This is a genomic window from Bradyrhizobium sp. AZCC 2262 (genome assembly GCF_036924535.1).
In the GTDB taxonomy this organism is placed as follows: domain Bacteria; phylum Pseudomonadota; class Alphaproteobacteria; order Rhizobiales; family Xanthobacteraceae; genus Bradyrhizobium.
This window is the reverse complement of the sequence record NZ_JAZHRT010000001.1, coordinates 63,102-82,379: the sequence shown is the minus strand read 5'-3', so window position 1 is coordinate 82,379 and position 19,278 is coordinate 63,102. Positions and strand designations below refer to the sequence as shown.

Here is a 19,278-nt window from a genome sequence, read left to right as displayed (position 1 = left end):
ATCAATTCGTCAAAAGGATGGCGAGTGAATGAAAAAACGCGCCTATGTGAGTTCCGTGCGGTCAGAAGCCGCGGCGGAGAAGCGCGATCGCGTCATCGAGGCCGCGGCAAATTTGCTGCGCGAGGATGCGAGCATCGCACGGTTTTCGCTGGACACCGTGGCGAAGGCGGCCGGCGTGACGCGGCTTACCGTCTACAATCAGTTCGGATCGCGGCGCGGCCTGCTCGAGGCGGTGTTCGACAACATCGCCCGCCAGGGCGGGCTTCATGAAATCGCCGACGCCATGGCGATGCCGGACCCGCTGCTGGCGCTGGATCGCGTGATCGAAATCTTCTGCGGCTTCTGGGCCAGGGACGCCGCCATTGGCCGCCTCCACGAAGCGATGGCGACCGATCCCGAATTTGCAGAGGCGCTGCTCGAACGCAACGAGCGGCGGCGCAAGCTGGCCAGGATGCTGGTCGGGCACCTCGCCGCGAAGACCGCATCGCGCCGCGCGCGCGAGGACGCCGTCGACATGATCTTTGCGCTGACGAGCTACCCGATGTTCGCGATGCTGAACCGGGGGCGGTCGACCGGCGAGGTCCGCCAGCTCGTGCAAACGGCCTGCCGCGCGGCGGTTGATCCGCTGTCGCGCTAGCCTGCCGCCGTAGCCCGGATGAAGCGTAGCGTAATCCGGGGACCGTCACAGATGGCCGGACTGTCCCGGATTACGCTGCGCCGGGCTACGGGACCTCGAACTTGCTGTAGGCTTCCTTGGTCGCGATGATGACGTGCTCGGCGCAGCCGTTAATGCGGTGCGGGTCGCAGCGATTTTCGTAATCCGCTGACGTCATCATGTCGATGAAGGCGGCGACGGTGGGGTAATACACCAGCGCCAGATAATCCCATTGATTGCCGTCGGGCTCGCCGAGCGCGACCGCCTTGGCGTCGCCGGTCCATAGCAACGTGCCGCCGCGCGCCTTGATCATCGGCACCGTGAGCGCGCTATAGCGCAGATAGGCGTCCCATCCCGATCCGTCGCCGTCGAGCGAACGCTCGCGAAGCCGGATCAGGTTCACCATCACCACCGGTCCGTCATGGTCCAATTCCTCAAGACCCCTGACATTCAACAAATCCACGCCCATCGATCGGCACCTCGCAGGTCAGGCAAAAGCGCAAAGACAATGCACAGGACATTGTAGCATTGCATGCGCAGGACTTGTCGTGTGGCGGAAAATCCGGCCTATCTCGACCAGCGACCATGACCCAGCCCGCACCAGCGCCGCCTGCCCTCGATCCGGTCCGGTGGCTGAACAACCAGCCTTATCTGTTGCTCAGCCTGACCTCGCTGTTCTGGGCCGGCAACATCGTGCTGGCGCGGCATGTCGCGGGCCATGTGCCGCCCTTGACGCTGTCCTGCGTCCGCTGGATCGGCACCTTTCTGATCCTGCTGCCGTTTGCCTGGCCGCATCTGAAGCAGGACTGGCCGGTGCTGCGGGCCCATCTGCCGATGATGCTGTTTCTTTCGTTCGTCGGGTTCGCCTACAACAATGCGATCTCCTACTGGGCCCTGCAATATACCGAGGCGCTGAACGCGCTGTTGATCCAGTCGGCGGGTCCGCTGTTTGTCGCACTGTGGTCGCTGGCGCTGTTCGGCATCCGCCTCACCGGCGCGCAGCTCGCCGGCATCACCATCTCGCTCGCGGGCGTCTTGACCATCATCCTGCGCGGCGATTTTGGCGCACTCGCCAGCATCAGCCTCAACCGGGGCGACCTGATGTTTGCCAGCTCGCTGGTGTCGTTCGCATTATATTCGGCGCTGATCCCGCGCCGCCCGGTGACGCACGCGCTGTCGCTAATTTCATTCACCACCTGCTGCGGCGCGCTGATGCTGGTGCCGTTCTCGATCTGGGAATATTCGACCGGCGTCACGCTGAAGCTCGACTTCATCTCGATGGCGACGCTGGGCTATGCCGTGATCTTTCCCTCGACGCTGGCCTATTTGTTCTTCAACCGCGGGCTGGCGCTGATCGGGCCGAACCGCGCCGCGCCGTTCTTTCATCTGGTGCCGGTGTTCGGCTCGGCGATGGCGATCCTGCTGCTCGGCGAGCAGCTGCGGTTATTCCATCTGGTGGGCTATGCGCTGGTGCTGGCCGGCGTGGTGATCGCCTCCAGGCGGGCCTCGGCAAAGAAGGCTTGAGCGGGCCTGCGGCGTGGCGTCGTACCGGCTTTCTCTTTCGATCCCGGCAGGCTAGCTTGCCGGCCAAGTTATAAAAACAACCGAGGAAACAACTACATGTTCGCGTTATGGAAACGGTACCGGCAGGCCGCCGCAGTGGCTCCCCTGATGCTGGCGACGATCGCCACGGCTTCCGCGCAGGCACCCTACCCGAACCGCAACATCACGCTGGTGCTGCCCTTCGCCGCCGGCAGCGGCACCGACACCACGACGCGCCTGATCGGGAAAGAACTCGGTGTCGCGCTCGGCGTCAGCATGGTGATCGACAACAAGGCGGGCGCCAATGGCTCGATCGCGGCGAGCTATGTCGCCCGCTCCGCGCCCGACGGCTACACGCTGTTCGTGACGACAAACACGACGCATTCGGCAAATCCATACCTGCTGAAGAACATGAGCTACGACCCGGTCAAGGATTTCACGCCGATCGCGCGAACCGGCGACCTGCCGTTCATGCTGGTGATTCACCCGGACATTCCGGCGAATTCGGTGGCCGAACTGATTGCCCTCGCCAAGAAGGAGCCGGGCAAATACTCCTACGCCAGCGGCAGTTCCTCGGCGATCGTGTCGGGCGCGACGTTTGCCCGCCTCGCCGGGATCGATCTGCTTCACGTCCCCTACAAGAGCTCGCCGCCGGCTTTGACCGACGTGATCGCCGGCCGCGTCTCCATGATGTTCATCGACGTCCCGACCGGCCTGCCGCATGTAAACGCAAAGGCGCTGAAAGCGCTTGCGGTCACGACAAAGAAGCCTTCGGCCTTGCTGCCGCATCTGCCCACCATGGACGCCACGGTGAAAGGTTTCGACATCACCTCGTGGCAGGGTTATCTCGGTCCGGCCAATATGCCCAAGGATATCGTCACCAGGCTAAACACGGAAATCCGCAAGATCATTGAGCGGCCAGACATCAAGAACCAGCTCGCCGAGCGCGGCATGGAGGCGTTCTCCGGCCCGCCGGAGGAATTCGACGCCTTCTTGAAGGAGCAGCTCGTGCTCTGGGAGAAGCTGATCGCGGATGCCGGGATCGAGAAGCAGTAAAAGAAAGCGAGCCCGACGCCGCCAACAAGGTCATCATCGTCCGCCTTGTGCGCAATTGCGCACTGGAGCGGACGATGAGATAAGCTGCACCTGTTCGGGTTGCGCACTAACGGCGTGCTAGCCGGAAGTTGTCTTCGTTGATCTCGTGAACCCGGAATTGGCGGCGTTCTTCTTCTGCGCTCTCCGCTTTTTGGTTGCGGTCTCGAGTGACCTCAGCGGCTGCAGATTCGTGTTGAGGGTGTTCTTCAGCAAACTCTGGAGACGGTCCTGATACTCGCGTTCACCAATACGATCTTTGTACTTCATCGTCTCATTCCACTTCGTTGCGCAACGCGCTTTGCTACAATCATCCGCGCCGAGCGAAAGACCGCACGGTCCCGTTGGGATTGGCGAAACGCGGAGCCGTGCGGGTCATTGCACTACACATTTGGGTTAGGGATCGGCGCGCCGGCAATCAGCCGGCGCTGCTTGTCAAAATTAGCGCCCGGTTCAAACCTGTACCGCAAGGTCAGATGCACGACTTGCGACAGCGTCACTGCCCGATCATCACGCCCACGCTGCCCTGCCGGAAGTTTGCCGATATTCGCGAATCTTCTTTGGCTGCATTGTCAACCGGAGTGCAAAATTCTCGCAGGAAGCAAAATCTCTCACGAGGTCAGTTTGTTGGATTGTGATTTGATGTGGAAGAGATTTGTGTTGCCTGATTACCCCTGTGAAAAGCCCTCGCAGGATGGGCAAAGCGAAGCGTGCCCACCATTTGCGTTCCGATCCGTGGATGGATGGTGGGCACGGCGCAAGAGCGCCTTTGCCACCCTACGGTCCGCCGCTTACGCCGCCCGCACTTTGACGAGAAACTCATCCACGGCACTGCGCAGCATGCCCGACTGGGTGTCGAGCTCACGGGCGTTCGACAGCACCTCGGACGCCGCCTTGCCGGTCGCCGCCGCCGCCGTGGTGACGCCGCCGATATGCGTGGAGATCTCGTTCGATCCGGCCGCCACCGACTGAATGTTGCGGGCGATCTCGCGCGTCGCGTCGCCCTGCTGCTCGATGGCCGTCGAAATCGAGACCGTGATCTCGCTCATCTGCGCGATGGTTTCGGTAATGCCGCCGATCGAGGCCACGGCCTCGCTGGTGGAGGCCTGCATGGCCGCGACCTGGGAGGAGATTTCCTCGGTCGCCTTCGCGGTCTGGTTGGCGAGCGCCTTCACTTCCGACGCCACGACCGCAAAGCCGCGGCCGGATTCGCCGGCGCGCGCCGCTTCGATGGTGGCGTTGAGCGCCAGCAAATTGGTTTGAGCTGCGATGCTGTGGATCAGCTTCACCACTTCGCCGATCTTCTCGGCGCCAGTCGAGAGCGCGCCGACGGTCGCATTGGTGCGCTCGGCATCACCGACCGCTTTGCTCGCGATCTCGCTGGAGCGCGCCACCTGACGCGAAATCTCCGTGACCGAACTGGAAAGCTCTTCCGCCGCGGCGGCAACGGTGCCGACATTGTTCGATGAACTCTCCGACGCCGCGCCGACCGTCGCCGCACGCGCGCTGGCGTCACTCGCGGTTGATGTCATGGACTGCGCAGTGGTCTGCATGCCCGCGGCTGCCGTCGACACCGAGCGGACGATACCGTTGACGCTGCGTTCGAAGTCGCTGGCGATATTCTCCATCGCTGTGCGGCGTTCGGCAGCGGCACGCGCCTGGGTCTGCGCCTCCGCCTGTTCAAGCCCGCGGATACGCACCGCATTGTCCTTGAAAATCTGAACGGTTGCGGCCATCGCGCCGATCTCGTCGCCGCGGCCGGTGCCGGGAATTTCGCCATCGAGCTTGCCGTCGGCCAGCGCCTGCATGCGGGCGCCGAGCTCGCCGAGCGGCTTGGAGATGCTGCGGCCGATCATCCAGGCGATGCCGCCCGAGATCACCGCGATGCCGAGAATCGCAAGGCCGAGCAACCACGCGATCGGCGCCAGCTTGGCGTCGAGATCGTCGAGATAGGCGCCGGTGCCGAGATACATATCAAAGCCGGGGACCGCGACGGCGTAGCCGAGCTTGCGGATCGGCTTTTCCTCGCCGGGCTTCATATATTCATAGTACAGCAGGATCGAGCCGTTGGCCTTCACGCCGTTCATCAATTCCTGAGACAGTTTTCTGCCATTGGTCACGACATCCATGCGGTTGGTGCCGACCTGCTTCGGATCGGGCGCCAGAATCGTGATGCCGTCGTACCCGGTGCCGAACAAATAGCCGGCGCCCTTGTCGTAGGTCATGGAATTGGCCCGGCGGCCAAATTCCTTCAGCGCGGCTTCCTTGGTCATTTCGCCGGCATCGACTTGTTTCTTCAACCCGGCGGCCAGATTGAGGCCCATTTCGACAATCGCCTTGGCCTGGTCGATGCGCGCGTTCACCATCTCGCGCTGCATCAGATGGCCCGCCAGCAAGCCGGCAGCGCAAAGACCCAGCAATGCAACACCCACCAGAATACCGAGCTTGGGGGTGATCTTCAGATTTGTCAGCTTCACGTGGCATCTCCGGAGGCATTGCCGCGCGGGGTTGCGCGATTGGCGGATTGATTCCCCGCACCGTATTGTGACACCCTTTACCGCTTGGTTACGAAGTTCCCCCGTAAGAACCCGGAAGCATTCGCTTCCGACCAACCGGGGATTGTGGAGCGGAATCCGCCGCTCGCGTAAACGAATACTAAGGCGAGCGGCGCAAGGCCGAGGCCCAAACAAAAACCGATCCAATCGGGGAGCAGGAAATGCCGAAATTCAGGGTGGTGACGCCGAAGGGCGCGAGCTTCACGGTCGCCGTCGGCGGCTACGACTATGAGAAGGAGGCGCTCGATCCGATCGGGGCCGAAATCATCGAGGCGCCGGCCAACGAGGCGGAGTTCATCGCCGCCGCCAAGACCGCGGACGCGATCTACGCCAAGGGCATGCCGATCACGAAAGCGGTCATCGACGCGCTGGAAAACTGCAAGGTGATCACGCTCGGCAGCGTCGGCGTCGACTCGGTCGACGTCAAGGCCGCCACCGCCCGCGGCATTCCCGTCACCAACATCCCCGACACCTTCATCGAGGAAGTCGCCGACCACGCCATGATGCTGCTGCTGGCGGGGTTTCGGCGGCTGGTCGAGCAGGACAAGATGGTGCGCACCGGCCGCTGGTCGGAGGGCCGTCCTGCGCTTCTAAAGATTCCGCGGCTGATGGGCCAGACGCTCGGCTTCATCTCCTTCGGCCGGGTGGCACGCGCGGTCGCCAAGCGCGCGGCGCCGTTCGGCTTGCGCATGATGGCCTACGACCCCTTCATCCAGGAAACGCTGATGTACGATCACGGCGTGATCCCGTCGACGCTGTCGGAAGTGCTGTCACAGTCGGATTTCGTCTCGATGCATGCACCGGCGCGGCCGGAGGTGCATCACATGCTCACTGAGAAGCATTTCCGCCAGATGAAAAAATCCGTCGTCTTCATCAATACCGGCCGCGGCGCCACCGTGGACGAGGAATCGCTGATCAAGGCGCTGCAGGAGGGCTGGATCGCGCATGCGGCGCTCGACGTGCTGGAAAAGGAGCCGGCGTCCCACAACAACCCGATACTTTCGATGGAAAACGTCACCCTGACCGCGCATGTCGCCTCGGCATCGGCACGTTTTGACGAGGCGCGCAAGCGCCGCGTAGGCTACGAATTGTCACTGGTCCTGCAGGGCATGTGGCCGGTAAGCTGCGTCAATCCGTCGGTGCTGCAGAACACCGCGCTCCGCCGCTGGCAGCCCGTCAGCATGGATCGCGGCCCGAATAGCTAGCGACGGCCAAGAAGCGTTTTCGAACGACAGGGTTCACCGGCGATTCAACGCCGGGAACCAGCACAGGGAGAGAAGCATGAACGACATTACCCGTCGCGATGCGTTGGCTTTGGGCGCATCCGCCGCGGCCCTGGCCGTGACCGGCGCTTCGGCGCAGACCACATCCGCCATCAAGGCGGCCGACGTTCCCGCCCCCAAGCTTGCAATCGAAAAAGGCGCGAGCCTGCGCATGCTGCGCCCGGTGCGCTTTGTGCAAGCCGACGAGGACGTGTTCCGCGCCAATGCCGCCAAATTCACCAAGGAGACCGGGGTCGAGGTCAAGGTCGATTTCGTCGGCTGGGAAGACATCAACCAGCAGACCGCGGTGACCTCGAATTCCGGCGCCGGCCCCGACATCATCATCGGCTTCTCCGATGCGCCGCACATCTACATCGACAAGCTGGTCGAACTGACCGACGTCGCCGACTATCTCGGCAAGCGCTATGGCGGCTGGCAGCCGCTGGCGCAGAAATACGGCAAGCGCAACAAGAGCGACGCTTGGATCGGATTGCCATTCGGCGCCACCGCCGGCCCCCTGATCTACCGCAAATCCGTTCTGCAATCGGTCGGCTTCGACAAGGTTCCGGAAGACCATGCCGGAATTCTGGACCTGTGCCGCAAGCTGCAGAAGGCCGGCAAGCCGGCCGGCTTCGCGCTGGGCAACGCCAGGGGCGACGGCAATGGTTTTGCCAATTGGGTGTTGTGGTCGCACAACGCCTCCCTGCTCGATGAGGAAGGCAACGTCGTCATCAACAGCAAGGAGACCGTCGCCGCGCTGAACTGGGTCAAGGAACTGTACCCGACCTTCATCGCCGGCACGCCGTCGTGGAACGATGTCAGCAACAACCGCGCCTACTCCTCGCAGGAAATCTCGCTGACCGCCAACGGCGTCTCGCTGTACTTCTCGCTGAAGAATGATCCGGCGACCAAGGCCATTGCCGACGACAGCGAGCATCAGCTGCTGCCAAAAGGCCTCGCCAAAATTTCGCCGATGGCGGGCCTGACGCTGAACGCGATGCTGTTCAAGCACAGCCCGTATCCCAACGCCGCAAAGGCATTCCTGCAATACATGCTTGAAAAGGATCAGTACGAGCCGTGGCTCAACGCCAACTCCGGCTATTGGTCCCAGCCGCTCGCGGCTTATGCCGAAGCCAAGGTCTGGTCCGAAGATCCCAAGGTCAAGATCTTCAAGGACACCATGAACAGCACCTATTACGACGGCTACCAGGGCCCGATCTCGACGGCGACCGGAGCGGTCAACGCCGATTACGTGCTGGTGCAGATGTGCGCCGCGGTTGCCACCGGCGCATCTACGCCGGAGGCCGCAGCCGCGGAAGCGGAGCAGCGCTGCAAGCGGTATTTCCGGCGGCAGGGCCGGTAGGAAGCATCATTGCGAGGAGCAAAGCGACGAAGCAATCCATTTTTTCTTTGGAGACATGGATTGCTTCGCTTCGCTCGCGATGACGGCCTCACGTAGCTCGCATCGGGATCATATTGATGTCTGTAACGACTCTACCAGCACACCGCGTGGCGCTCCGGCAACCGGGCTGGATCGCACGGCTGTTCGACTACAAGCCGTTCCTGATCGTGATGTGTCTCGCGCCCGCGATCGGACTGTTGGCGGTGTTTCTCACCTATCCGCTCGGGCTGGGCGTCTGGCTCGCCTTCACCGACACCACCATCGGCAAGCGCGGCATCTTCGTTGGCCTCGAGAATTTCCAGTATCTGTGGACCGATCCCCTGTGGTGGGGCGCGGTGTTCTACAGCGTGTTCTACACCGCGGTCGCGACCTTCGGAAAGTTCGCGCTCGGCTTCTGGCTGGCGTTGCTGCTCAACAACCACTTCCCGCTCAAGAGCCTGTTGCGCGCCATCGTGCTGCTGCCGTGGATCGTGCCGACGGTGCTTTCCGCGCTGGCGTTCTGGTGGATCTACGATCCGCAGTTCTCGATCATCTCCTACCTGCTGGTCGACGTGCTGCACATCCGCTCCACCAATATCGATTTCCTCGGCACGCCGTGGCCGGCGCGCTTCTCGCTGATCGCGGCCAATATCTGGCGCGGCATTCCCTTTGTGGCGATCTCGCTGCTGGCGGGGCTGCAGACCATTTCGCCCTCGCTCTACGAGGCGGCGATGCTGGACGGCGCCAGCGCCTGGCAGCGCTTCCGCTACATCACGTTCCCGATGATGATGCCAATTCTCGCCATCGTGATGACGTTCTCGATCATCTTCACCTTTACGGATTTCCAGCTCGTCTACGCCATCACGCGCGGCGGGCCGGTCAACTCCACGCACCTCCTGGCAACGCTCGCCTTCCAGCGCGGCATCGCCGGCGGCGAGCTCGGCGAGGGTGCGGCGATCGCGGTGTCGATGATCCCGTTCCTCGTGTTCGCGACATTGTTCAGCTACTTCGGCCTCGCGCGCCGCAAATGGCAGCAGGGAGAAGCCAATGACTGACGTCACCGCCTCACCCGGCAACAGCAATGTCGCCAGCGCCACGCCCGACACGATGGCGTGGGATTCCCGCGCGCGGCGGGTGATGATGATCTATCTGCCGCTGTCCTGCTTCGTGCTGATCCTGCTGTTCCCATTCTACTGGATGGCGATCACCTCGTTCAAACCGAACGCGGAGCTCTTGAACTACAAGGAGCATAACCCGTTCTGGATCACGTCGCCGACGATCGCGCACATCAAGCATTTGCTGTTCAACACGGCCTATCCGACCTGGCTGAAGACCACGATGTTCGTGGCCGTCGGCTCGACCACCCTGTCGCTGTTTGCCTCCACGCTTGCGGCCTATGCGATCGAGCGGCTGCGCTTCCGCGGCAGTCCCTATGTGGGCTTAGGCATCTACCTCGCCTATCTCGTCCCGCCCTCGATCCTGTTCATTCCGCTGGCCACCGTGATCGTGCAGTTCGGCCTGTTCGACTCACCGATGGCGCTGATCCTGGTGTATCCGACGTTTCTGGTGCCGTTCTGCACCTGGCTCCTGATCGGCTATTTCAAGTCGATCCCGTATGAGCTGGAGGAATGTGCGCTGGTGGACGGCGCCACACGGCTGCAGATCCTGCGGCGGATCACGCTGCCGCTCGCCGTGCCCGGCCTGATCTCGGCCGGCATCTTCTCCTTCACGCTGTCGTGGAACGAGTTCATCTACGCGCTTGCCTTCATCCAGAGCGGCGCCAACAAGACGGTGCCGGTCGCGATCCTGACCGAACTCGTCACCGGCGACGTCTACCAATGGGGCGCGCTGATGGCAGGCTCGCTGCTCGGCTCGCTGCCGGTCGCGCTGTTTTATTCGCTGTTCGTGGATTACTACGTGTCGTCGCTGACGGGCGCGGTGAAGGAGTAAGCTCCGCCCTAGCGGGGCTTGAACTCTACCGGCACATTGAAGGGCATCGTCGCGTAGATGACCTCGGGCGGAAATGCCGGGAACGGCGCTGCCTGGCGGAGCATCGCCATCGCCTGCGCATCGAACGCCGCAACGCCCGAGGAGCCGCCGAGGCGGCTCGACTGCACCTGACCGCTGCGGCCCAGCGTGAAGGTCAGCCTGGCGACGCCGCGCTGGCCATTGCCACCAGATGGATATTGGTGGAAGCGCATCAGATGCGCGCGGACGCGCTGACCGTAGGCCGCCATCGCCGACGCCGCGGCGCCCGCGCTCATCGCCGACGCGGCAGGCGCCTGACGTTCGGCACGCGGCGGCGCGCTGGTGCGCGGCGCCGGCGGTGCCTCCGACGGCTTCTTGGCGTCTGGCCGGACGATTTTCGGCTTCACCGGCACCGGCTTCTGCTCGGGGACGATCTTGGTCGGGTCGGGCTTTTCCGGCGTCGGCTGTTGCTTCTGCTCCGGCGGCGCAACGACTTCCGGCTTCTCCTGCGGCGGGGTCGGCGCGATCTGCTCCGGCACGGCCTCCGCGGCCGCGGGCTCGGGCGGCGACGCGTCCGCCTGCTGCATCTCAGGTCCCGGCGTCATGTCCATCGGCGCCGCCTCCGGCGACGACGTGATGGGCGCCAGATCGACCATGATGGCCGGCATCGCCACGCCAGGCTCGGGCCGCTGGGTGTACCAGTTCATGGCCAATGCGATCAGCGCGGCATGCGCGGCCACGATCGCCATCGCCGAAACGCTCCAGCGCCGGATGACGGCCTGATCGGAGACATCATGCAGGGCGAACGCGTTCATGACGGTCAACTGCGGCCGTCGAGGCCGACCAGCGCGATCTTGAGGTAACCGGCATTGCGCAACAGGTTCATCACCTCCATCAGGTCGCCATAGCTGACGACCTTGTCGGCGCGCACATAGATGCGTTCGTTCTTCTCTCCCTTGGTGGCGGCATCGAGGGCGCCGGTCAACGCGTCGCGCGCGATGACGTCCTCGCCGACCGCAACCGAAAGATCCGGCTTCACCGTGACGAACAACGGCTTGTCCGGGCGCGGCGACGGCTCGACGGTGCTGGCCGGGAGATTGACGCCGAGATCGACGGTGGCCAGCGGGGCAGCGACCATGAAGATGATCAAGAGCACCAGCATCACGTCGATGAACGGCGTGACGTTGATCTCGTGCGCCTCGACGAGATCGTCGCCGCCGCCACGCGCCCGTCCACCGACGGCGTTACCCAGTTTGACAGCCATCGCCGGCCCTCCCGTTGCTCACTCGGCGGCGCGGGCGATATGGAACGCGCCGCGGTCGCCCTCGCGGCTGATCAGGAGCAGCACCAGTGCCGAGGCATCGCCCAGCAGCGCCCGATGGGCCGTGATCGTGCGGGTGAGATGATTGTAGATCACGACCGCCGGGATCGCCGCCACGAGACCGAGCGCGGTCGCCAGCAACGCCTCCGCAATGCCGGGCGCGACGACGGCGAGATTGGTGGTGTGGGCTTCGGAGATGCCGATGAACGAATTCATGATGCCCCAGACCGTGCCGAACAGGCCAACGAACGGCGCCGTCGCTCCAATGGTGGCGAGCACGCCGGTGCCGCGCGCGATCTGCCGCGACATTTCGGCCTCGACCCGATCCAGCCGCAGCGCCACGCGTTCCTTGAGGCCGTCGTCGAAATGGCCGCCGGAGAGGCCGGCCTCGCGCGCGGCGGACTGGATGATCTGCGCCACGGCATCGCTGCCGCCGCGGCTTTCCTGTTCGGCTTTTGCCAGCACCGTATCGGTTTCCAGCATGCGCAGGCGCCGCCTGGCGATCGCCGTCTTGCGGCGGACTTCAATGGTCTTGGCAAGCCAGATCGTCCACGTGACCAGCGAGGCGAAGGCAAGCCCGACCATGACCGCCTGCACCACGACGTCCGCATTCACGAACATGTTCCAGGGCGACAGGTTGCGCGGCAGCAGCGCGACGTCGGTGGCGGCGAGCGCCGTACCCGGCAAGGCGGCGATGCCGGCCGCGCCACACCAACGGATCATAACGTCCAGCACTGTTCGCTGCATGGTCATCTCCCGGACTGACAATGCGGATCGGCTACGCCGCGCGGGCGGACGCGATCCTCTCGGCAAGCGCATGAAAGCGCTGCAACTGGTCGCCGCGCAACGCACGCTGTTCGTCGCGGCCGACGAACACCTTGAACATGATGCCGCCGTCGACATTGATGAAGGCGATGAAGGCCGAAGACTTGCCCATGAAGGGACGCTCGACAAAAGCGACAGCCGCGCAGCGCTCGTGCCGGAGATGGCCGTGAAGCCCCTTCGGCTGCATCAGGTTGAAATAGCCGCGGCCGACCTCGCCCGCCGGGATCGAGCCCGTGAACTCGAAGATCGCGTCGTCGGTGTGGACGATCAGCGTCACCTCGCCCCATTGCGCGACATCGTTCATGGCAGCGCCAAACTCGCCGCCGGCGCCGATGCGCACCATCGCTTCCGGCAGCGCCTCGAGTACGGCGCGCGGCGTGACCTTCCGCTGCCGCGCCACATCCTCGATCACCGCGCCCGGATTCTCGGCCATATACGCCTTGAGGTCGGCCAACTCCGTGCTCAACATCGCACCCTCCCCCTTCACGCGGCGGCGCTGGATTTGCGCTCGCTCAGGATCACGTCGAATCCTTCGAACTTGGGATGGCCGAGATAGAGGCTTTCGCCGGTCTTGTTGTCGGCGCGGGCATGGGCCCGACGGAACTCATCCGATTTGGTCCAGGCTTCGAACGCGGCCTTGTCGACCCAGACCGTATGCGACGAGTACAGCGTGTGATCCTCGGCGACGGGGCCCTTGAGCAGATGAAACTCGACGAAGCCGGCCATGCTGCTGAGATAGGACTCGCGCGTGCGCCAGACGGTCTCGAAGGCCGCTTCGGAGCCAATCTTCACCTGGAACCGGTTCATTGCGATAAACATTTGAAATCTCCTTGCTGGGTTGCTGGGGTGCGCCTGGCGTACCGTTTGAGTGATTGGAAACATGAACGCACCGCAGCCGCGCTGGAGCATCAGCGCGGCCCGGTGCAACTTTATTGGCTTGTCAGCTCGTCGAACTACGCTCCGCCAAAATGGATCTTCAAGCCGGCCTTGTAGACCCTGCCCGGTCCGGGGCTCGACCACAACACGTCGTTTTGCGTGGTGCCGTCGGTCGAACTGCCGGGGATGGCATAGGGCCGGTAGTACTGGTTCAACAGATTGTCGATCGACGCCGTGAACATGATGTCCTTTGTCGCATGCCAGGTCAGGTACAGATTGACCAGCTCATACCCGGTCGAGGGCAGATAACCGGCCGGAATGTCGTTGTTGGCGCCGAACGAAGACCACTGCGCCGCCAAGATCAGCCGGCGGTCGAGCAGCCGCACGCCGCCGGTCGTGGTGATCTTGCGCGGCGTGATGGTCGCCAACCCAATGTTGGTCGCGACGTTCTTGCCGCGGATCAGATGGCCGGCGACGCCGACATACCACAGGCCCGCATCATACATCGTCTCGGCCTCGAAGCCCTCGATCTGGGCCTGCGCGATGTTCTGGTACTGATAGTATTGCGGGAACGTACCGAACGGCGGCACCGCGACAAATCCGAACGGGACGAGGTCGATATAGTTGGTGATGTCGTTGCGGAACAGGTTGAACTTGCCACGGAAACTGTCGTTGGCAGCAAAGATGCCGTCATATTTCACGTTGAGGCCGAGTTCCTTGTTCTTGCCGACCTCCGGCCGCAGGCCCGGATTGGGCAGGAAGCAGAACAGGCCAACGGTGCCATCCGGGCAAGGGAAGAAAGCGGGTCCGCCGCCGGTGGCGTGTGCACCCGAGATCAGTGTCTCCGTGATCGATGGCGCACGATAACCTTCGGCATAGCTGACATAGGGCGTAAGGCCCGCCACCGGCGTCACGCCGATGGTGATCTTCGGCGAGAAACGATCGCCGCCGCCACCGGTCGCCACCGTCGGCGAATGCAGATCGTAGCGGTCGTAACGGATCGCACTGATGACCTCGAGCCAGGTCGAATAGTTCTGCTTCAACTGCGCAAAACCGCCGGAAATGGTCCGCAAGCCGCCGGGCGTGGTGATGTTCGAATTGCCGCGGCTGTCAAACGTGCTCACGTCATCCTGAAACGCATCGATCCCGAACGTCACCGCGTTGCGCCAGTCGCCGACATTGAACCTTGTCGTGTTGTAGACGTCGATGCCGAGGGTATTGAGCGAATAGCCGCGCTTGTCGCCGACACAGCCGGAGATGTTGTTGCCGGTGTCGCCGTTGCCGCAAAAGGCCGCACCGCTGGCGCTGTTGTGAAATGTCTTGGTCTGGTCGTTGTCGGTACGATTGCCGTACAGCGACATATTCCAATCCCAGAGATTGTCGTCCGGCCTGCTGTATTTCCAGGTCAGCGCACCCATGTAGTTCTTCGCGTCCGACGCGTAGACCGACGAACCCTGGAACAGCGCGCGTTGCGCCGCCGTCAGCACCGGTCCGCGATTGAACTGACCGATGTTGTATTGGTAATCCTGAAATACGCCGCCGAGCTTTATCTCGTGTCCTTCGGCGGGGCGTACGGTAACCTTCAACAATCCGGCAGCAAGCTCGTTGCCGGTATTGCCGGTCTCGGTGCCGTTGCCGTCCTTGTAATTGCCCGACGTGCGATAGACCGCACCGCCGAAGACGTCGACATTGGGATCGGCGCGAACGCCGCCGAAGATCGAGCCGAGGCCACGAGCACTATTGGTGCCGCCGGATCCGGTCATGTCGACGCCCCAGCGCTCGCCGGGACGCACGACGTCGTTGATATCCTTGGTGCGGAACGAGACCACGCCGCCGATCGCGCCGGAGCCGTAGATGTTCGCGGTCGGGCCGCGCACCACGTCCACGCCGCCGACCAGTTCGGGATCGAGGAAGAACGAGCCGTTGGCATTGTGGCCGGTGCGCTGGTAGTTCTGCCGCGCGCCGTCGACGACGACCGCGACGCGGCCAAAATCCTGCAGGCCGCGGATGTTGATGACGGTCGCGGGATCGTCGCCGCGCTCCTGGAATGACACGCCGGGCACGTTATAGAAGATGTCGGACAGCCGGTTCGGCTGCAGGCCCTGGATCTGCTCCATCGACACAGAACTGACCGGCGCCAGCGCGTCGATCGCACGCTCGTTGGTCTTGGTCGCGACTGCCGTAATCGTATCGAGCGATTGCACCGGCGCGGCTCCAATCTGCGCCCGCGCATTCATAACCGGCGCCGTGGCCTGTGCATCCTGCTGCGGCTTGGCTTGCTGGCGCTTGGCCTGCTTCTGTTTTTTCTGTTCGGCAGAGCGCGTGACGGCCTCCGCTTCGAGCGCCTGCGAGAACGCTGCGCTTGACGACATCAATGCGAACGAAAATGCCGACGCGCCTAAAACCAAGGCGCGCGAATGCCTGACCCCGAAAGCCATACTGCCCCGACCTGTAATTGGTGTCTTGGGTTTGGCTGGCGGGCGCCGCTGGTGATGAGCGGCTGCTTGCTGGCTAACAATTTTCTTTCGCGACCGGGCACCCCCGCTCGTATCGCGTTCATCTTGGTTACGCCGCGTTGCGGAACCGGTCAATAATGCCGGGGCGCACTTTATATCGATTGTAAAGTGCAGTGGTTGGATTGCGCGTCGATCAAATTATACAAACAGCTGGTCGGAAACGCAGGGACACAACAGCAATTATGGCGGCACCTTCAGAAGACAATGTCGGAGGCGCCGGAAAACAAGCCGAAAATCCGTCGTCCGCGAGGCGCCTTCTCACCATGAACGGCAGCCGAATCGACAGCCGCGAGCTGTTTGCGTCGGAGCGCGAAATCATTATTTCGCATGGCGAGGAAAACTATCGCCTGCGGCTGACGTCGCAGAACAAGCTGATTCTGACCAAGTGATCGACCAGGTGAACCGGCAATGACATTTTGTCGCACGCTCGCATTGTCGGCTGCCGCGGGCGCTTTCCTGCTCGGCGGCGCAGCGCTCGCCGCGGGCATCACGGTGCATGATGCCCGTAACCGCGACGTCACGATCGCAGACCCCGCGCGGATCGTCTCGATCGGCGGTGCGATCACGGAAATCCTCTACGCCCTTGGTTTCGAGGACCGCCTTGCCGGCGTCGACACCACCAGCCTCTATCCGCCCGCCGCGCTGCGCGACAAGCCGAATGTCGGCTACATGCGCCAGCTTTCGGCCGAAGGCGTGCTCGGGCTCAATCCCTCGCTGGTGCTGGCCGTCCAGGGGTCCGGGCCGAAGGAAACCATGGACGTGCTGGAAGCCGCCAAGGTGCCGCTGGTGCTGGTGCCCGAAACCTTTTCGGAAGCAGGGCTGATCGAGAAGATCAAGCTGGTCGGCCACGCCATGGGCGCGGACAAGCGCGCCGAATGCCTGACCACCGCAGTCTCCGGCGATCTGGCCCGGCTGCGCGAGCTGCGCGCCAAGGTGACAAAGCCCGTGCGCGTGATGTTCGTGATGTCGTTGTTGAACGGCCGCGCCATGGCGGCAGGTCAGAAGACCGCCGCGAATGAGATCATTGCGCTCGCCGGCGGCGTCAACGCGATCGACGGCTATGACGGCTACAAGATCATCAGCGACGAGGCGATTATCGCCGCGAAACCCGACGTCGTGCTCTCGATCGCGCGCAGCAAGGATTCGCTCGACGCGGAGGCGGTGTACCTTCATCCCGCCTTTGCGCTGACCCCGGTCGTGGCTAACAAGGCGTTCATTTCCATGGATGGCCTCTATCTGCTTGGCTTTGGGCCGCGCACGGCGGCCGCGGCGCGCGATCTCTCGATCAAGCTCTACCCGACGCTGGCGCCGCAGGCGGAAAAGTTTGCTCCGGCGGTGCTGACGGCCAATTGCCGGCTATGACCGCCCTGACCGGCTCAGGCACGACGCGCCGCAGCGGCTACGCGCTGCGTCCACCGGCCGCCCTCACCCTCGCCTGCCTGCTCATCGCGCTTGCCGGCGCGGCGGTGATCGCACTTACCGTTGGCGCGGCGGGAATTCCGCTGGGACGGCTGCCCGCGGCGCTTGGCCTGTGGCCGGACGCCTTGGCCGGCCCCAATCTCGCGCGCGACCAGCTCGTGCTGTGGTCGATCCGGATTCCGCGGATCGCCGTCGCCGCCATGGTGGGCGCGTTGCTCGCGGCGTCCGGCGCCATTATGCAGGGGCTGTTTCGAAACCCCCTCGCCGACCCTGCGCTGGTCGGCGTTTCCTCCGGCGGGGCGTTTGCAGCGGCGGCAGCGATCGTCTTCACCGACAGCCATATCGGTGAGAGCGTCCGCTTCATGCAGAATCAGTTGCTGCCGATCGCAGCCTTCGCAGGCTCGCTGGGGACGACGATCATTCTGTATTCGATCGCGAGCCGCTCGGGGCGGACGTCGATCGCGATCTTCCTGCTGGCCGGCATTGCGATTGCGGCCATCGCCAATGCCGGCGTCGGGCTTTTGGTGTTCATCGCCGACGATCGCCAGTTGCGCGACATCACGTTCTGGCTATTGGGCTCGCTGAGCGGCGCGACCTGGCCCAAGCTCGCCACGCTGGCGCCGGTGCTGGCGCTCGCTTTGATCGCCTGCGTCTCGATCGCGCGCGGGCTCGATGTGCTGGTATTGGGTGAGGCCGAGGCCTTTCACAGTGGCGTCGACGTCGAGCGGCTGAAGCGGATTTCGATCGTACTGGTGTCGGCGATGACAGGCGTTGCGGTTTCGGTCTGCGGCGTGGTCGGCTTTGTCGGCATCGTGGTGCCGCATCTGCTCCGGCTGGTGATCGGGCCGGCGCACCGGCTACTGCTGCCGGCCTCGATGCTGTTGGGTGCGGTGCTGATGGTGGGAGCCGACACGCTGGCCCGCACCATCGTGGCGCCCGCGGAAATGCCGATCGGCATCCTGACGGCGGCGATCGGCGCGCCGTTCTTCCTGGGGATGCTGTTGCGCCAGCGCGGGCTGGTTTCGCTATGACCGCAATTCTCGAAGCGCAGGCGGTCTCGATGGTGGTCGGCGGCGCCACGCTGGTCGACGGCATCGATCTGCGCATCGCGGCCGGCGAAATGGTCGCGATCGTCGGCCCCAACGGCGCCGGCAAATCGACGCTGCTGCGAATGCTGTCCGGCGATCTTCGTCCGACGCGCGGGCAGATCAAATTGAAGCAGCGCGACATCCATCTCTATGCGCCGCGCGCTCTCGCCCATCACCGCGCGATGCTGTCGCAGCATGTCAACGTCACCTTCCCGTTCACGGTCGAGGAAATCGTCCATATGGGCGCGGGCGACACCGGCCGCGCCGCCGCGCAAAGGCTGGTCGATGCGGCGCTGGACGAGGTCGGGCTCACGCCTTTCAGCCACCGGCAATTGCCGACGCTCTCCGGCGGCGAGCAGCAGCGCGCGCATTTTGCCCGCGTGCTGGTGCAGCTCGCCTGCGGCGAACAACTGCACGGCCCCGGCCTGCTGCTGCTGGACGAGCCGACCTCCAGCCTCGACATGCGCCACCAGATCGATCTGGTGGAGACGGCAAGAGGGCGCGCGCAGAATGGCACCGCCGTGATCGCCGTGCTGCACGACCTCAATCTGGCAATGCGCTTCGCCGACCGCATCGTGCTGCTGCACCGTGGCAAGCTCGCCGTCGACGGCGGCCGCACCGATGCGATCACGGCCGAGACCATCCGCCGGATTTTCGAGGTCGACGTCACGATCGACTACACCGAGGACGGCGTGCCGTTCCTGCTGCCGCAGACCATGCGGCCCACCGGCGCGCCAACGGCATAACGCCGCAGCTTTATCCCACGGCGTTACGTGGC

General features: G+C 63.8%; 19 protein-coding genes. 11 read left to right on the top strand and 8 right to left on the bottom strand.

Translation table 11 applies throughout. The features are described from left to right. Positions 1 to 28 precede the first annotated feature (28 nt). A complete protein-coding gene (locus tag V1283_RS00450; RefSeq protein ID WP_334384496.1) occupies positions 29 to 637 on the top strand; it encodes a TetR/AcrR family transcriptional regulator in 609 nt (202 codons plus the stop codon). Between the two features lie 85 nt (positions 638 to 722). Here the strand turns inward: V1283_RS00450 and V1283_RS00445 are convergent, their stop codons facing one another. After that, a complete protein-coding gene (locus V1283_RS00445) occupies positions 723 to 1,124 on the bottom strand; it encodes a DUF1330 domain-containing protein (protein WP_334384495.1) in 402 nt (133 codons plus the stop codon). Positions 1,125 to 1,240: 116 nt separating this feature from the next. Here V1283_RS00445 and V1283_RS00440 point away from each other — a divergent pair, with 116 nt between their 5' ends. Both V1283_RS00440 and V1283_RS00435 read left to right on the top strand, forming a co-directional pair. Further along, positions 1,241 to 2,179, top strand: a complete 939-nt coding sequence (locus tag V1283_RS00440; protein ID WP_334384494.1) for a DMT family transporter — start codon at positions 1,241 to 1,243, stop codon at positions 2,177 to 2,179. 147 nt (positions 2,180 to 2,326) lie between these two features. Further along, positions 2,327 to 3,253, top strand: a complete 927-nt coding sequence (locus V1283_RS00435) for a Bug family tripartite tricarboxylate transporter substrate binding protein (RefSeq protein WP_334392915.1) — start codon at positions 2,327 to 2,329, stop codon at positions 3,251 to 3,253. A gap of 827 nt (positions 3,254 to 4,080) precedes the next feature. Here the strand turns inward: V1283_RS00435 and V1283_RS00430 are convergent. Beyond that, the gene (locus V1283_RS00430; protein ID WP_334384493.1) at positions 4,081 to 5,766 is read right to left on the bottom strand and encodes a methyl-accepting chemotaxis protein; all 1,686 of its coding nucleotides are present in this window, start codon (positions 5,764 to 5,766) and stop codon (positions 4,081 to 4,083) included. Between the two features lie 239 nt (positions 5,767 to 6,005). Between V1283_RS00430 and V1283_RS00425 the strand changes: the two genes are divergently transcribed. The 4 genes from V1283_RS00425 (at position 6,006) to V1283_RS00410 (ending at position 10,437) form a co-directional block, all read left to right on the top strand. After that, a complete protein-coding gene (locus V1283_RS00425) occupies positions 6,006 to 7,049 on the top strand; it encodes a C-terminal binding protein (RefSeq protein ID WP_334384492.1) in 1,044 nt (347 codons plus the stop codon). A 76-nt stretch (positions 7,050 to 7,125) separates the two neighbouring features. Further along, positions 7,126 to 8,469: an ABC transporter substrate-binding protein gene (locus tag V1283_RS00420; RefSeq protein WP_334384491.1), complete on the top strand. Its 1,344-nt coding sequence runs from the start codon at positions 7,126 to 7,128 to the stop codon at positions 8,467 to 8,469. A 116-nt stretch (positions 8,470 to 8,585) separates the two neighbouring features. Continuing rightward, positions 8,586 to 9,542: a carbohydrate ABC transporter permease gene (locus V1283_RS00415; RefSeq protein ID WP_334384490.1), complete on the top strand. Its 957-nt coding sequence runs from the start codon at positions 8,586 to 8,588 to the stop codon at positions 9,540 to 9,542. A 52-nt stretch (positions 9,543 to 9,594) separates the two neighbouring features. Beyond that, positions 9,595 to 10,437 (top strand): carbohydrate ABC transporter permease, encoded by an 843-nt coding sequence (locus tag V1283_RS00410; RefSeq protein WP_442895834.1) that lies wholly within the window; start codon positions 9,595 to 9,597, stop codon positions 10,435 to 10,437. A gap of 8 nt (positions 10,438 to 10,445) precedes the next feature. On the opposite strand, the gene V1283_RS00405 is transcribed toward V1283_RS00410, so the two are convergent. The 6 genes from V1283_RS00405 to V1283_RS00380 form a co-directional block, all read right to left on the bottom strand. After that, positions 10,446 to 11,270 carry an energy transducer TonB gene (locus tag V1283_RS00405; RefSeq protein ID WP_334384488.1) on the bottom strand — a complete coding sequence of 275 codons (825 nt, stop codon included), beginning with the start codon at positions 11,268 to 11,270 and terminating at the stop codon, positions 10,446 to 10,448. Between the two features lie 5 nt (positions 11,271 to 11,275). Beyond that, positions 11,276 to 11,719, bottom strand: a complete 444-nt coding sequence (exbD, locus tag V1283_RS00400) for a TonB system transport protein ExbD (protein ID WP_334384487.1) — start codon at positions 11,717 to 11,719, stop codon at positions 11,276 to 11,278. Positions 11,720 to 11,737: 18 nt separating this feature from the next. Beyond that, the gene (exbB, locus tag V1283_RS00395; RefSeq protein WP_442895833.1) at positions 11,738 to 12,499 is read right to left on the bottom strand and encodes a tonB-system energizer ExbB; all 762 of its coding nucleotides are present in this window, start codon (positions 12,497 to 12,499) and stop codon (positions 11,738 to 11,740) included. 55 nt (positions 12,500 to 12,554) lie between these two features. Beyond that, positions 12,555 to 13,070, bottom strand: coding sequence for a heme utilization cystosolic carrier protein HutX (hutX, locus tag V1283_RS00390; protein WP_334384485.1), 516 nt, complete (start codon positions 13,068 to 13,070; stop codon positions 12,555 to 12,557). Positions 13,071 to 13,084: 14 nt separating this feature from the next. Then, positions 13,085 to 13,420 (bottom strand): antibiotic biosynthesis monooxygenase family protein, encoded by a 336-nt coding sequence (locus V1283_RS00385; protein ID WP_334384484.1) that lies wholly within the window; start codon positions 13,418 to 13,420, stop codon positions 13,085 to 13,087. A 134-nt stretch (positions 13,421 to 13,554) separates the two neighbouring features. Then, positions 13,555 to 15,849 (bottom strand): TonB-dependent hemoglobin/transferrin/lactoferrin family receptor, encoded by a 2,295-nt coding sequence (locus V1283_RS00380; RefSeq protein ID WP_442895686.1) that lies wholly within the window; start codon positions 15,847 to 15,849, stop codon positions 13,555 to 13,557. Positions 15,850 to 16,175: 326 nt separating this feature from the next. Here V1283_RS00380 and V1283_RS00375 point away from each other — a divergent pair, with 326 nt between their 5' ends. The 4 genes from V1283_RS00375 to V1283_RS00360 are packed head-to-tail and all read left to right on the top strand — an operon-like array spanning position 16,176 to position 19,246. Further along, on the top strand, positions 16,176 to 16,382 hold the full coding sequence (locus V1283_RS00375) for a hemin uptake protein HemP (RefSeq protein WP_334384482.1): 207 nt from the start codon (positions 16,176 to 16,178) through the stop codon (positions 16,380 to 16,382). Between the two features lie 19 nt (positions 16,383 to 16,401). Further along, a complete protein-coding gene (locus tag V1283_RS00370; protein WP_334384481.1) occupies positions 16,402 to 17,355 on the top strand; it encodes a heme/hemin ABC transporter substrate-binding protein in 954 nt (317 codons plus the stop codon). Continuing rightward, positions 17,352 to 18,443, top strand: a complete 1,092-nt coding sequence (locus V1283_RS00365; RefSeq protein ID WP_334384480.1) for a FecCD family ABC transporter permease — start codon at positions 17,352 to 17,354, stop codon at positions 18,441 to 18,443. The genes V1283_RS00370 and V1283_RS00365 overlap by 4 nt, the downstream gene beginning before the upstream one ends. Beyond that, positions 18,440 to 19,246: a heme ABC transporter ATP-binding protein gene (locus V1283_RS00360; protein ID WP_334384479.1), complete on the top strand. Its 807-nt coding sequence runs from the start codon at positions 18,440 to 18,442 to the stop codon at positions 19,244 to 19,246. The genes V1283_RS00365 and V1283_RS00360 overlap by 4 nt, the downstream gene beginning before the upstream one ends. The last annotated feature ends 32 nt before the right edge of the window (positions 19,247 to 19,278 follow it).